The sequence below is a fragment of the Streptomyces sp. NPDC050504 genome (genome assembly GCF_044458065.1).
Classification (GTDB): Bacteria; Actinomycetota; Actinomycetes; order Streptomycetales; family Streptomycetaceae; genus Streptomyces.
On record NZ_JBITHO010000002.1, the window covers coordinates 343,565 to 357,375 of the forward strand.

Genomic DNA, 13,811 nt, shown 5'->3' on the forward strand with positions numbered 1-13,811 from the left:
TAGCTTTCAACTCACCCTGGTTTTACCTGATTTAAGGGCAGAGAATCATGCGATTCGGCCGCGTCTGCCGTACTTTCTGGCCCCACCTACGGGTCCCCGCCCGTCAACCCAGCGGTGCTGGGACGGTGGAGGCCGCGCGGCGGTTCCCTCCGCTCCCCCGGCGGTCATGGTGAGGACTACGAACGCCATGCGGCCGGGGCCGCGCCCGCCTCGACGATCGGCGCCCGGCCCCCGGCCCCCACGAGGTGCGGCCGCTCCGGGCGGCCTCACCCCAGCAGCGCGTACACGGTGGAGGCCCGTGCGGCTGCTCCCTCCGCGCCCTCGGCGGTCATGGTGATGTCGGCGAACGCCATGCGCTTGCCGAGCTTGGTGATCCGGGCCTCCACGAGCACGTCCGCACCGACCACCGCGCGCTCGAACGTCGTCGACTGCTGGACCGTCGTCATCGGCACGAACCCGCCGCGCGCGGCGGAGACGGCGACGACCGTCGCGGTGTCGGCGGCGGCCATGAGCGCCTGCCCGGACAACGCGCCGCCCTCCCGGGCGAGCGCGTCGGACCAGGGGAGGCGGAGAACCGCGCGCTGCTCCCCGACCTCCTCGGTACGGAGCCCGAGGGCGAGCACCCAGGGAGCGAAGTTGTCGGCGAGCAGCTTGTCCGCGTCGGCGGGGGTGAGGGTCATGGGGCGATGGTGGGGGCGCGGGGGCAGCGGGGCAATCCCCCACCGGGGGGCGTCTCCCCCGCGCACCCGCACGGTTACGTCGACGTGGCGAATTTCGGGGGCACGCCGCATAGTCGGCGGAATGATCGGAAAGCTGTGTGCCATCGTCATCGACTGCCCCGACCCGTCCGCGCTGGCGGGCTTCTACGAGGAGCTGCTGTCGCTCCGCCGGTCGGACGACGACCCGGACTTCGTCGTGCTCGGTGCCACCGCGGACTCCCCCGTCGTGGCGTTCCAGAAGGTCTCCGACTTCCGGCCGCCCCGCTGGCCCGACCCCGCGCGTCCCCCGCAGGCGCACGTCGACGTGCTGGTCGCCGATCTCGACGTGGCCGAGGCGCAGGTGCTCGCGCTGGGCGCGACCCTGCTCGACGGGTCGGACAAGCCGATCGGGTACCGGGTGTACGCCGACCCCGTCGGCCACCCCTTCTGCCTCGTGACGCCACTGGACCGCGCGTAGCCGCCCCTGCGGGCCACCCCCGTGACACCCCCGTGACCGGGCCGCGGGCCGCGCCTAGGGTGAAGATCATGGGAACTCCCGGACGACCACGCCCCGCACGCGCCCCCGGCACCACGCGCCCCCTCGGCGCGCTCCGCCCCCTGCGCGCGCTGAAGACGGCCGCCCTCGGCCTCCTCCTGCCCGCCGCCCTCCTCACGGCCCCCGGCGCCCTCCTCGCGGGTCCGGGCGCCGGGACCGCGCACGCCGCCCCCGGCGACGAGCTGGTGCGCGTTTCGACCGACGCCCCCGGCCGCTTCCAGATCAAACCCCTGAACAAAGCGGGCGAGTACGCCGACGCCATCGCCGCGATCAAGGCCTCCCCCGGCATCACGCCGCTCCCCGACCCCCTCGGCACCCTCGCGGGCACCGGCCACCAGGGCAAGGCCGGGACCTGCTACCCCGCCGCCTTCCACCCCGGCGCCGACGCCTCGGGCTACTGCTGGAACAACGAGGACGACGCCACCGGCGGCCCCGTCGGCTGGACGCCCCAGGGCCTCTCGCCGCGCGTCGACCGCCCCTCCTGGCAGGTCGCCTCCTGGCACTCGGGCGACAACAAGTTCGCCCGCCTCACCTTCGTGGACCGCTCCGCCGCCGCCCCCCGCTTCAACCACGTCCTGCTGGTCACGCCCGGCGGCACCACCGGGTTCAGCGCGCTGGCCTCCCACGCGGACAGCATCGTCTGGAAGGGCGACCGGCTGCTCCTGGGCAGCGGCAGGTACGTCTTCGAGTTCGACGCCAGGAACCTGATGCGGGTCAACACGCAGGACGAGCGGGTGGGCATCGTCGGCGGCAACGCCTCCGCGAAGTTCCACAACTACATCCTGCCGATCAGCGAGACGTACATCAGCTCGAACCAGGCGTCGGAGGCCTGCCTCGCCGGTGAGGGCGCGAAGGACGTGCCCGGCACCGCGAGCGGCACCTGCGTCACCTCGCTCAGCTACTCGGGCGACGGCCGGTCCCTCGTCTCCAGCGAGTACGTGCCGAACGCCTCCGGCGGGCGCATCGTCCAGTGGCCCGACCTCAAGAGCGGCGCCGCGACCACCGCCACGGCCGTCTGGCGCTCCCCCGTCCACAGCATGCAGGGCGCCCTGCTCGCCGAGGGGAGCCTGTTCATCTCCGGGAAGTGTCCCGCCAGCTTCGACAACGGCGGCGAGATCCGTTACAAGGCCGACGGCACGCCCATCCCCCGTGAGAACGCCTGCATCCACAAGGCCGCGCCCGGCGGCGCCCCCAGCGTCCTGACGGCCGTGCCCGACATGACGCAGAACCTCGCCTACGACCCGGCCGAGAAGCGCGTCTGGGGCATCAGCGAGCGGTACTTCGAGGTCCGCAACCGGCTGGTCTTCAGCGTCGCGCCCACCGTCACGCCCGTCACCGCCGTCCGCTTCAAGAACATCGGCAGCGACAAGTGCCTGGCCCCCTACGGGGCGCTCATCAAGCCCGGCATCAACGCCACCCAGTGGGACTGCAACGGCAAGAGCCCGCAGAACTGGTACTGGGACGGCAGGACCATCCGCAACTTCTCCAGCAGGCTCTGCCTGACCGTCGAGGGCGCGAGCGACTCCAACGGCGCCCAGATCACCCAGTGGACCTGCAACGGCAGCCCGTACCAGGACTGGACCCTGCGCGCCTCCGCCGCCGGCGGCGCCCAGATCGTGAGCGACGGCAGCAAGCTCTGCCTCACGTCGCACGCCGGAAGCGCCGGCAACGGCGCGAACATCGTGCAGTGGGCCTGCGACCCGACCCAGATCAAGCACTCCTGGAACGGCGGCTGACACCGCGCTGTCAGTGGTGCCTGCTTCGATGGTCACATCGAGAGCGGGCACCACCGTGCGGAGGAGAATTCGTGGGTACGTGGGGCAGTGGGAACTTCGAGAGCGACGCCGCCTGGGACTACCTGGCGTCCTTCTTGGACCGGATCGTCTCGGAGGTCGCCGAGGTGATGGACGGCGACCCGGTCGAGCTGGAGCCCGACGAGTACTGGGGCGTGGCCGTGCCGTGCCAGCTGGAGCTGCTGACCGTCCTCGTACGGGCGGGGCACACCTACGACAGCCTGCTGAGCCCGGACACGGTCAAGGCGTGGAAGGAGAAGTTCCTGACCGTCTGGGAGGACACGATCGACGACCTGGAGCCCACGCCGGACTACAAGGAGGAGCGGCGCGCGGTGCTCATACGCACCTTCGACGAGCTGGCCGACGCGGTCGCGCCCGTGGCGTAGGCGCAGGGCGGTACGCCGTTCCGGGGCGCCGCGCGTCGACGACGGCCCCGCGCCCCTAGCAGGGCGCCCAGAGGCCGTCCTCCGTCAGGCCCAGGAGTTCGATCGCGTTGCCGCGCACGATCCGCTCCACCACCTCCGGGGCGAGATGTCCCATCTGCGCCTCGCCGACCTCGCGCGATTTCGGCCAAGTCGAGTCGGAGTGCGGATAGTCCGTTTCGTACAGGACGTTCCCCGCGCCGATCGCGTCGAGGTTGCGCAGGCCGAACGCGTCGTCGAAGAAGCAGCCGTAGACGTGTTCCGCGAAGAGTTCCGACGGGGGCCGGGTGACCTTGTCCGCGACGCCGCCCCACGCGCGGTTCTCCTCCCAGACCACGTCCGCGCGCTCCAGGATGTACGGGATCCAGCCGATCTGGCCCTCCGCGTACATGATCCGCAGGCCGGGGAAGCGCTCGAACTTGCCGCTCATCAGCCAGTCGACCATGGAGAAGCAGCAGTTGGCGAAGGTGATGGTGGAGCCGACGGCCGGCGGGGCGTCGGCCGACGTGGAGGGCATCCTGCTGGAGGAGCCGATGTGCATCGCGATCACCGTGCCGGTCTCGGCGCAGGCCGCGAGGAAGGGGTCCCAGTCGTCCGTGTGGACTGAGGGCAGTCCGAGATGCGGGGGGATCTCGGAGAACGCCACCGCGCGCACGCCCCGCGCCGCGTTGCGCCGTACCTCCGCCGCCGCGAGTTCCGCGTCCCAGAGCGGGACCAGCGTGAGCGGTACCAGCCTTCCCCGCGCCTCGGGCCCGCACCACTCCTCGACCATCCAGTCGTTGTAGGCGCGCACCGCCAGGAGGCCCAGTTCCCTGTCCTTCGCCTCGGTGAAGGTCTGTCCGCAGAATCGAGGAAAGGTGGGGAAGCAGAGAGCGGACTGGACGTGGTTCACATCCATGTCGGCGAGGCGGTCCGGGACGGAGTACGAGCCGGGACGCATCTGCTCGTACGTGATGACTTCCAGCCGTATCTCGTCGCGGGCGTAGCCCACGGCGGTGTCCAGGCGGGTCAGCGGGCGGTGCAGGTCCTCGTAGACCCACCAGTCCCCCACCGGCCCCTCGTCCCCCGGTTCCCCCATCACGGGCGCGAACTTTCCGCCCATAAAGGTCATTTCCTTGAGCGGCGCCCTGACAATGCGCGGACCGCTGTCCTTGTACTTGGACGGGAGCCGGTCCTGCCAGACGTGCGGGGGCTCCACCGTGTGGTCGTCCACCGAGATGATCTTGGGGAAGGTCTCCATGCCGTCACGGTACCGCCGATCTGACGGTCCGTCAGCTAGTGGTTGGCAGGTTCCGTGGAGAAGAGCTGTGCATCTAGACACCCCTTGCTGACGCACGCCCCAGGACAAGGCAGACTGGCCAGGGCTAACCAGCGGTACGGGGCAGGGGGCAGGTATGGACCGTGATCACGGGCCACGCGTACCGGAGCAGCGCACTCCGGCCGAGGCGGCGAGCAGTGCCGCCGACGCGGGCCCCGACGTGCCCTGTGAGCCGCAGGCGCCCCCGGGCCCGCCCCCGGCCGGACGCCTCGAACCCGCCCCCGACCTGCGCTTCGGCGTGCTCGGACCGGTCCGCGCCCGCCGCACGGACCCGGCCGACGACGCCGGCGACGGCACCCCGCTGTCCACCGGCTCCCCGCAGCAGCGCGCCCTGCTCGCCGCGCTCCTGCTGCGCGAGGGCCGCACCGCCACCGCGTCCGAGCTGATCGACGCGATCTGGGGCGACGAGCCGCCTTCCCAGGCACTCGCCGCCATCCGCACCTATGCCTCACGGCTGCGCAAAACGCTCGGCGCGGGCGTCCTGGTCACCGAATCCGGCGGGTACGCGATCCGCGTCGAGCCCGGCTCGCTCGACCTCAACACCGCGCAGGACCTGGCCACCGAGTCCGAGAAGGCGCGGGCGTCCGGCGACCGCACGCTCGCCCGCGACCTGGCCAACCAGTCCCTCGCGCTGTGGGACGGCGAGCCCCTGGCGGGCGTGCCCGGTCCGTACGCCGAGACCCAGCGCGCCCGGCTCTCCGAGTGGCGGCTCCAGCTCCAGGAGACGCGGCTCGACATGGACCTGGAGGCGGGCCACCACGCCGAGGCCGTCTCCGAGCTGACCGCGCTGACCGCCGCGCACCCGCTGCGCGAGCGGCTGCGCGAACTGCTGATGGTCGCGCTGTACCGCAGCGGACGGCAGGCCGAGGCGCTCGCGGTGTACGCCGACACCCGGCGGCTGCTCGCCGACGAGCTGGGCGTCGACCCGCGCCCCGAACTGGCCCAGCTCCAGCAGCGGATCCTCCAGGCCGACGAGGAACTGGCCCACCCGGTCGACGGCGCAGGCCCGTCCCAGCACCTCGTCCGCCCCGCGCAGCTCCCTGCGACGGTCCCCGACTTCACGGGCCGCGTCTCCTTCGTGCGCGACCTGGGCGCGCGTCTGGCCACCGCCGAGGGCTCCGTGATGACGATCTCCGCGCTCGCGGGCATCGGCGGCGTCGGCAAGACGACGCTGGCGGTGCACGTGGCGCACGAGGCGCGCAAGCACTTCCCCGACGGACAGCTGTACGTCGACCTCCAGGGCGCCGGCTCCCGGGCCGCCGAGCCGGAGACGGTGCTCGGCGCGTTCCTGCGGGCGCTGGGCACCTCGGACCCCGCGATCCCGGACACCCTGGAGGAGCGGGCCGCGCTGTACCGCTCGCTGCTCGACGGGCGGCGCGTGCTGGTCCTGCTGGACAACGCGCACGACGCGGCGCAGGTCCGTCCGCTGCTGCCGGGCACCGCGGGCTGCGCGGCGCTGGTCACCAGCCGGGTGCGGATGGTGGACCTGGCGGGCGCGCACCTGGTCGACCTGGACGTGATGTCGCCCGAGGAGGCGCTCCAGCTCTTCACGAAGATCGTGGGCGCCGAGCGGGTCGCCGCGGAGCGGGAGGCGGCGCTCGACGTCGTCGCGGCCTGCGGCTTCCTGCCGCTCGCGATCCGCATCGCGGCCTCCAGGCTCGCGGCGCGGCGCACCTGGACGGTCTCGGTGCTCGCCGCGAAGCTCGCGGACGAGCGGCGCAGGCTGGACGAGCTCCAGGCGGGCGACCTCGCCGTCAAGGCCACCTTCGAGCTGGGCTACGGCCAGTTGGAGGCCGAGCAGGCGCGCGCGTTCCGGCTGCTGGGCCTGGCCGACGGTCCCGACATCTCGCTGTGGGCCGCGGCGGCCGTGCTCGACCGGGCCACGCAGGAGACCGAGGACCTGCTGGAGGCCCTGGTCGACACGTCCCTGCTGGAGTCCGCCGCACCGGGCCGCTACCGCTTCCACGACCTCGTACGCCTCTACGCGCGTTCCTGCGCCGAGCGCGACGAGCAGCCGCCCGAGGAGCGCGAGCGGGCGCTGTCGCGGCTGCTGGACTTCTACCTGGCGACCGCGGCGGGCGTGTACGCGATCGAGCGGCCGGGGGACCGGACGGTGGCGCACCTGGCGGCCACCGAGTACCCGGGGATCGACTTCGTCTCCGGCGCTGAGGCGCTGTCCTGGCTGCACGCGGAGGCGGAGCCGCTGCTGGCGTGCGTCCAGCAGTCGCTCGGCAGGACGACGCTGCGCCGGGCCATGGACCTGCTGCTGGCCGCGAAGGACCTCGCCGAGTCGGGGGCCAGCTCGCTGCGGTACGAGCGGGCGGCCGTGTCGGCGAGAGACGCGGCGGCGGCCCAGGGCGACGTACTGGTGGAGGGCCGGGCGCGCACCACGCTGGCGCAGGTCCACTGCCGCACGGGCCGGTTCCTGCTCGCCGAGCAGGAGGCGGACGCCGCGATCGACCTGGCCCTGTCCGCGGGCGACCCGTGGATCTCGGGCAACGCCCCCAACGAGCGGGGCATCGTGGCGGGCTGCCGCGACCAGCACGCCGAGAGCGGGCCGCACCTGCGCTCGGCCCTCGCGGAGTTCCGCAAGGACGGCAACCGTCCCGGCGAGGCCAGCGTGCTGTGCAACCTGTCGCGGATGCTCGTGTCGACCCGGCACCCCGAGGAGGCCGTCGAGCTGGCCGAGCAGGGCATCGCGATCTACGACGAGATGGGGCTCGCGCTGCGGCTGGCCAACGGCCGCTTCGCGCTGGGCATCGCCCTCACGCACGCGGGCCGGCACCCGGAGGCGCTGGCCAGGCTGGACCAGGCGCTGCGCGGGTTCGGCGAGAACCGGCAGCGGCTGTGGCAGGGCACGACCCACTTCAGGATCGCCCAGACGCACCTCGCGGCCCACGCGCCCGCACGCGCCGCGCAACACGCCGAGCAGGCCCTGGCGCTGGGCTGCATCGGCGGTGATTGGATGCGGGCGAAGGTGCTGACCGTCCTCGGCAGGGCGCTCGACAGCCTGGGACAGCTCGACCGTTCGCGGGCCTGCTGGCGCGAGGCGCTCTCGATCCACGAGGCGTCCGGCGCCACCGAGGCCGCCGAGGTACGGTCGCTGCTGTCGCCGGTGTCCGCGAACTGACCCCTCGGCGAACGCGAGCCGGTCCCCCGGTGTCCCCGGGGGGAATCGGGGCTGCCCGAGCGGAGGGCTCCGTACCGCCCGAAACGGCGCTACAAGGCGCGCCGCAGGGCTCTAACGAGCGCGTTCAGCATTCGTTTATGCAGACATGGCAGCCTCCTTCACATCGAACCGTCGCGTCGGGGGGCAGACGGTTCACCGCAGGAGGCAGCCCCTTAGGGTGAGCGTCCCGCAGTGCCCGGTCGACGACCCTCGGGGGAGTTGTCGACCGGGCACTCACGTCCCAACACTGTTATCCAGGGGAGCAAGAACATGAGCGAGATCACGGGGAAGGACGAGGCGGTCGTCCAGGGCGACAGCCACCGGCCCAGCCCGCCGGCGGACATCGTCGTCCAGGCGGACAGCCACCGTCCCATCGTTCCGCAGGACAGCCACCGGCCGATCGTCCCGCAGGACAGCCACCGGCCCATCGCGCCCAAGGACAGCCACCGGCCCATCGCGCCCACGGACGTCACCGTCCAGGACGACAGCCACCGGCCCAGCCCGCCGAACGACTGACCGCCACACCCACCCACACCTCGACGGGGGTGCGGCCGCGGCGGCGCGGAGGGGAAGCCGTCGCGGCCGCCACGAGCCGTCGAACTCCCCGCACGCCTCGCTCATTCCTGGAGTTCCGCATGACCCGTAAGAAGAAGACGTTAGTCGCGCTGGTACTGGCCGGTGCGGTCGCCGTGGCCGTGGCCATGACGCAGTCGGCAGCGGCCGACAGCCACCAGCCCGCCCCTCCGCGGGACTCGGCGGTCACCGGCGGCACCGGCGTGCAGGCGGGACCGCCCGCGGACGGCCACCGCCCCTAGCGGGCAAGGGCCGACGGGGGCCCGTGTCGGGGGACGCGGGCACGGGGGAACGACGGGGGAAGCACGGGGGAACGGGGCCCGCATCGGGGGGGTGCGGACCACGGGGGAAACGTACGGGGGCCGCGCGCACGGGGGAGACGGGGCGCGCGGGAACGGGGGAACCACGGGGGAACAACGGGGGAATCGGGGGAGGGAGGAACGGGGGACCGGGGCCCGTGTCGGGGGACGCGGGTCGTCGGGTGAGCACGGGATCCGTGTCGGGGGACGCGGGTCATCGTGGCCCGTGTCGGGGGACGCGGACCACGAGGGAATCACGAGGGCCCGCATCGGGGGATGCGGAGGCCGCGCGGGTCGGGGCCCGCGCGGCCCACTCGTGCGTACGGGGGCCTGCCCGAACCCACCGGGACCTGCCTGGGCCTGCCTGGGCCTACCGGGCTAGTTGCCCAGTTCCTGGCGCATCCGGCGCGTCGGCGTGAACTCGTACAGCTCCAGGATCCCCGGCGGGTCCGCCAGCCCGGGACCGCCCGCACGGACCCAGTCGGCTATGTCGTCCGCCGCGTCCGGGTCGTTCACCAGCCCCAGCCAGACCGGGCGCCCGCCCGCCCTGCGGCCCTCGGGCGAGGGCTGGACCACGATCACGTTGGCGCGTTCGCACGCGTCCAGGCAGTCCGTCCGCCGCACCGTCGCGACCTCCGCGAGCGCCGACTTCAGGCCCGCGAGCTGCGCGGCGTGGTCGACGCCCGGCACCTTGTACGTGCCGCAGCAGCAGTCGCGGCACACGCTCACGGTCGGGCGCGGGGCGGCGGGAGCGGGGCGGGCGTGCTTCATGGGGCGACGTCCTCGGGGTCGGCGGCGGCTTCGGGTCCTGCGGACCGGACAAGGACCGGCAGGTCAGGGGCCAGCCTAGGCGTACCTCCCGCCGCTCAACACCGTGCCCTCAGCGCACCCTTCACGACCTTTCCGCTCGCGTTGCGCGGCAGCTCGGCGACGAACTCCACTTCCCTGGGCACCTTGAAGTTCGCCATCTCCCGCCGCGCCCAGGCGATCACGTCGTCCGCCGTCAGCGCCTCCGCGTCCGGCCGCCGCACCACGTACGCCCTGCCGACCTCGCCGAGCCGCGCGTCCGGGACGCCGATCACCGCCGCGTCCGCGATGCCCGGGTGCAGGCCGAGCAGCCGCTCGATCTCCGCCGGGTAGGCGTTGAAGCCGCCCACGATGAACATGTCCTTGATCCGGTCCGTGACGCGCAGGTTGCCCGCCGCGTCGAGGACGCCGACGTCCCCGGTGCGCAGCCAGCCGTCCGCGCCGATGACCCGCGCGGTCTGGGCCGCGTCCTCGAAGTAGCCGCTCATCACGTTGAACCCGCGCACCAGGATCTCGCCCGGTTCGCCGGGAGCCGCCGGCCCCTCCCCCGCGCCGGCCAGGACCCGCACCTCCGTGCCCGGGATCGCGCGGCCCGAGGTCGCGGCGATCACCTCCGGGTCGTCGCCCCTGCGGCACATCGTGACGATGCCGCTCGCCTCGGAGAGGCCGTACGCGGTGAGGACCGTGCCCACCCCCAGCTCGCCGCGCAGCCGCTCGACCAGCCGCAGCGGAACCACCGCGGCGCCGGTCACCACCAGGCGCAGCGCGCTCAGGTCGTGCGCGGCGCGGGCCGGGTGGTCAAGGAGCGACTGGTGGAGGGTGGGCGGTCCCGGCAGCACGGAGACGCGCTCGGCCGCGATGTTCGCCAGGACCGCGTCCACGTCGAAGACGGGCTGCGGGATCATCGTCGCGCCGCGCATCAGGCAGGCGATGATGCCCGCCTTGTAGCCGAAGGTGTGGAAGAACGGGTTCACGATCAGATAGCGGTCGCCCTCGCGCAGGCCCGCCAGCTCCGACCAGATCGCGTAGCCGCGCAGGGTCTGGGCGTGCGTGACGACCACGCCCTTGGGGGCGCCCGTGGTGCCCGAGGTGTAGACGATGTCGGAGGGCGAGGAGGCGGTGACCTCCGCCGCCCTGGCCCGCACCTCGGCGGCCGACACCCCTTCCCCGGACGCCAGGAAGTCCTTCCGGGTCAGGTACTCGTCGGGGGCCGAGTCGGAGAGCACCACGACCCGTTCCAGGTGCGGCAGGGGGACGGCCGCGCGGCGCAGCGAGGCGACGTAGGAGGTGCCGAGGAAGGTGCCGGTGACGAAGAGCAGCCTGGCGCGGGAGCGGGCCAGGATGTCGGCGGCCTCGGCGCCCTTGAAGCGGGTGTTGAGCGGGACGAGGACCGCGCCCGCGCCCACCGCGCCGAGCGCGCAGACGATCCAGTCCAGGGTGTTGGGCGCCCAGACCGCGACCCGGTCGCCCGGCTCGACTCCGGAGGCGACGCACGCGGCGGCGGCGCGCTCGACGCGCTCGCCCAGCTCCGCGTACGAGACGCGGGTCCGGCCCTCGACGACCGCCTCCCGGTCGCCGTGGCGCGCGGCGGACCAGCGGACCAACTCCGGGACCGTGTCCCAGGGAAGCGCGTCCAGGGGAAGCGCGTCCCCGGGAGCTGAGGTGTCTTCGGCCATCGCTTTCCCTCCCGCACGCGGTAGCTGACTATCCGTCAGATTAGCTGTAGCCTTCGCGGCTGTCAGCAGTCACGACGAGCGCGGAGGTGCCGCCGGTGGGCACGCTGAAGGACGCGACGGCGATAGTCGGGATAGGCCAGACCGCCTTCGCCAAACGACTCCCGGAATCCGAGAAGGCGCTGGCCTGCCGCGCGATCACCGCCGCGCTCGACGACGCGGGGATCGCGGCGGGCGAGGTCGACGCCTTCGCCTCGTACACCATGGAGGAGACCGACGAGGTCGAGGTCGCCAAGGCGATCGGCGCGGGCGACGTCACCTTCTTCTCCAAGGTCGGCTACGGCGGCGGCGGTTCGTGCGCCACCGTCGCCCACCTCGCCGCCGCGATCGCCACCGGACAGGCCTCGGTCGGCGTCGCCTGGCGCTCGCGCAAGCGCGGCAGCGGCCCGCGCCCCTGGAAGAACACCGCCGTCCAGCTCCCCACGCCCGCCCAGTGGACCCGCCCCTTCGGGCTGCTGCGCCCCGCCGACGAGATCGGCATGCTGGCCAGGCGCTACATGCACGAGTACGGCGCGACCCGCGACCACCTCTTCAACGTCGCCCTCGCCTGCCGCAACCGCGCCAACCAGAACCCCGCCGCGATCATGTACGAGCGCCCGCTGACCCGCGAGATGTACATGACCTCCCGGTGGATCAGCGAACCGCTCTGCCTCTTCGACAACTGCCTCGAAACGGACGGGGCGTTGGCGTGCGTGGTGGTCTCCGCCGAACGCGCCCGCGACTGCCGCCGCGCGCCGGTGTACGTCCACTCCGTCGCCCAGGGCCTGCCCGCCCAACACCACGGGATGGTCAACTACTGGAACGACGACCCGCTGACGGGCCCCGCGTGGACGGCGGCCCGACAGCTGTGGAAACAGGCCGACTTCGGCCCCGACGACGTGGACGTCGCGCAGATCTACGACGCGTTCACCCCGCTGATCCCGCTCTCCCTCGAAGGGTACGGCTTCTGCGCCAGGGGCGAGGGCGCGGCCTTCACCGAGGGCGGCGCGCTGGAGAGCGGCGGGCGGCTGCCGCTCAACACCGGGGGCGGCGGCCTCAGCGAGGCGTACGTCCACGGCTTCAACCTCATCACCGAGGGCGTGAAGCAGCTGCGCGGCAGCAGCACCGCCCAGGTCCCTGGCGCGGCGACGTGCCTGGTGACGGCGGGCGAAGGGGTGCCCACTTCCGCGCTGCTGCTGAGGAGTTGACCGGTATGGATGCCCTTCTGCTGCCCGTCGTGGACGACGACGGCGCCCCGTTCTGGGAGTACGCGGCGCGCGGCGAACTGCGCGTCCAGACGTGCGGCTCCTGCGCCGAGCCGCGCTTCCCGCCGCGCCCGTGCTGCCCGCACTGCCAGTCGTTCGACAGCCAATGGTGCCGCCTGAGCGGGCGGGGCCGGATCTGGTCGTACGTGCTGCCGCATCCGCCGCTGCTGCCCGCGTACGCCGCGCAGGCCCCGTACAACGCGGTGCTCGTCGAGCCGGTGGACGCGCCGCGCGTCCGGCTCGTCGGCAACGTCGTCGCGGCGCCGGGCGCGGCACTGAACTCGGTCGACCCGGCGCGGCTGCGGATCGGGGCCGCGGTGCGGGTGGCTTTCCGGGAGGCGGGGGACGGGCTGTTCCTGCCGTGCTGGCTGCTGGAGCGGCCGTGAGCGGGGTGCGGCTGGCCGTCGAGGAGAAGACCGGGGTCGCAGTCGTGACCCTGGACCGCCCGGCGAGGCACAACGCGATCGACCTGGCGATGGCCGGTGAACTGACCCGCGTGTGGCAGGAGTTGAGGTACGACGACGCGGTACGGGCGGTGGTGCTGACCGGGGCCGGGGGCAAGGCGTTCTGCACGGGGATCGACCGTACGGCGGAGGTGCCGCAGCCCTCGTCCCCGTACAGCGTCGACGATCCGCTCCTGACGATCGGCCCGAAGGCGAACGACCTGTGGAAGCCGGTGGTCGCGGCGGTCGAGGGCATGGCGTGCGGCGGGGCGTTCTACCTGATCGGCGAGAGCGAGTTCGTGGTGGCGTCGGAGACGTCGTCGTTCTTCGACCCGCACACGACGTACGGCATGGTCAGCGCGTACGAGGCGATCTCGATGGCCCAGCGGATGCCGCTGGGGGAAATCGCCCGGATGGCCCTGATGGGCACGGCGGAGAGGCTCGGGGCGCGGCGCGCGTACGAGATCGGCCTGGTCTCGGAGCTGACCGCGCCGGGGGGCGCGGAGGAGGCGGCGGTCCGGGCGGCGCGGATCGTGGCGTCGCACCCGACGGAGGCGGTGCAGGGGACGGTGCGGGCGGTGTGGTCGGCGCGGGAGGCCGCGCGGGCGCACGCGGTGGCGCAGGCGCCGCTGCTGATCGCGTTGGGCAACGCGTCGGCGGAACGGCAGGCGGAGCTGTTCGCGGGGCGGCGGCGGGGTTCGTAGCGGCGGTCCGGCCCTGGTGGCGGGGTTCGTAGGGGCGGTCCGGCCCTGGTGG

The 13,811-nt window shown here is 73.2% G+C and carries 13 protein-coding genes; 9 read left to right on the top strand and 4 right to left on the bottom strand.

All coding sequences use genetic code 11. The features are described 5' to 3' along the window. Positions 1 to 266 precede the first annotated feature (266 nt). On the bottom strand, positions 267 to 680 hold the full coding sequence (locus ACIBNE_RS07335; RefSeq protein ID WP_399270477.1) for a PaaI family thioesterase: 414 nt from the start codon (positions 678 to 680) through the stop codon (positions 267 to 269). Between the two features lie 121 nt (positions 681 to 801). Between ACIBNE_RS07335 and ACIBNE_RS07340 the strand changes: the two genes are divergently transcribed. The 3 genes from ACIBNE_RS07340 (at position 802) to ACIBNE_RS07350 (ending at position 3,433) form a co-directional block, all read left to right on the top strand. Continuing rightward, the gene (locus tag ACIBNE_RS07340) at positions 802 to 1,176 is read left to right on the top strand and encodes a VOC family protein (protein WP_399270478.1); all 375 of its coding nucleotides are present in this window, start codon (positions 802 to 804) and stop codon (positions 1,174 to 1,176) included. Between the two features lie 68 nt (positions 1,177 to 1,244). Continuing rightward, entirely contained in the window at positions 1,245 to 2,990 is a 1,746-nt protein-coding gene (locus ACIBNE_RS07345) for an RICIN domain-containing protein (RefSeq protein WP_399270479.1), read from the top strand. Positions 2,991 to 3,061: 71 nt separating this feature from the next. Then, a complete protein-coding gene (locus tag ACIBNE_RS07350; protein ID WP_399270480.1) occupies positions 3,062 to 3,433 on the top strand; it encodes a DUF4259 domain-containing protein in 372 nt (123 codons plus the stop codon). Between the two features lie 55 nt (positions 3,434 to 3,488). Here ACIBNE_RS07350 and ACIBNE_RS07355 read toward each other — a convergent pair whose 3' ends face one another. Beyond that, positions 3,489 to 4,709, bottom strand: coding sequence for an amidohydrolase family protein (locus tag ACIBNE_RS07355; RefSeq protein ID WP_399270481.1), 1,221 nt, complete (start codon positions 4,707 to 4,709; stop codon positions 3,489 to 3,491). 154 nt (positions 4,710 to 4,863) lie between these two features. Between ACIBNE_RS07355 and ACIBNE_RS07360 the strand changes: the two genes are divergently transcribed. The 3 genes from ACIBNE_RS07360 to ACIBNE_RS07370 all read left to right on the top strand — a co-directional run bounded on the left by ACIBNE_RS07360 (position 4,864) and on the right by ACIBNE_RS07370 (position 8,771). After that, the gene (locus ACIBNE_RS07360; RefSeq protein ID WP_399270482.1) at positions 4,864 to 7,917 is read left to right on the top strand and encodes a BTAD domain-containing putative transcriptional regulator; all 3,054 of its coding nucleotides are present in this window, start codon (positions 4,864 to 4,866) and stop codon (positions 7,915 to 7,917) included. Between the two features lie 309 nt (positions 7,918 to 8,226). Next, positions 8,227 to 8,472 carry a hypothetical protein gene (locus ACIBNE_RS07365; protein WP_399270483.1) on the top strand — a complete coding sequence of 82 codons (246 nt, stop codon included), beginning with the start codon at positions 8,227 to 8,229 and terminating at the stop codon, positions 8,470 to 8,472. A 119-nt stretch (positions 8,473 to 8,591) separates the two neighbouring features. Continuing rightward, the gene (locus ACIBNE_RS07370) at positions 8,592 to 8,771 is read left to right on the top strand and encodes a hypothetical protein (RefSeq protein WP_399270484.1); all 180 of its coding nucleotides are present in this window, start codon (positions 8,592 to 8,594) and stop codon (positions 8,769 to 8,771) included. Between the two features lie 435 nt (positions 8,772 to 9,206). Here ACIBNE_RS07370 and ACIBNE_RS07375 read toward each other — a convergent pair whose 3' ends face one another. Further along, the gene (locus ACIBNE_RS07375) at positions 9,207 to 9,599 is read right to left on the bottom strand and encodes a (2Fe-2S) ferredoxin domain-containing protein (protein WP_399270485.1); all 393 of its coding nucleotides are present in this window, start codon (positions 9,597 to 9,599) and stop codon (positions 9,207 to 9,209) included. A 95-nt stretch (positions 9,600 to 9,694) separates the two neighbouring features. Then, on the bottom strand, positions 9,695 to 11,311 hold the full coding sequence (locus ACIBNE_RS07380; RefSeq protein WP_399270486.1) for a FadD3 family acyl-CoA ligase: 1,617 nt from the start codon (positions 11,309 to 11,311) through the stop codon (positions 9,695 to 9,697). Positions 11,312 to 11,406: 95 nt separating this feature from the next. On the opposite strand from ACIBNE_RS07380, the gene ACIBNE_RS07385 reads away from it, so the two are divergent. The 3 genes from ACIBNE_RS07385 to ACIBNE_RS07395 are packed head-to-tail and all read left to right on the top strand — an operon-like array spanning position 11,407 to position 13,759. Beyond that, positions 11,407 to 12,555 carry a lipid-transfer protein gene (locus ACIBNE_RS07385; protein WP_399270487.1) on the top strand — a complete coding sequence of 383 codons (1,149 nt, stop codon included), beginning with the start codon at positions 11,407 to 11,409 and terminating at the stop codon, positions 12,553 to 12,555. Positions 12,556 to 12,560: 5 nt separating this feature from the next. Next, positions 12,561 to 12,998: a Zn-ribbon domain-containing OB-fold protein gene (locus tag ACIBNE_RS07390; RefSeq protein ID WP_399270488.1), complete on the top strand. Its 438-nt coding sequence runs from the start codon at positions 12,561 to 12,563 to the stop codon at positions 12,996 to 12,998. Then, positions 12,995 to 13,759: an enoyl-CoA hydratase/isomerase family protein gene (locus ACIBNE_RS07395; RefSeq protein ID WP_399270489.1), complete on the top strand. Its 765-nt coding sequence runs from the start codon at positions 12,995 to 12,997 to the stop codon at positions 13,757 to 13,759. Before ACIBNE_RS07390 ends, ACIBNE_RS07395 begins: the two co-directional genes overlap by 4 nt. The last annotated feature ends 52 nt before the right edge of the window (positions 13,760 to 13,811 follow it).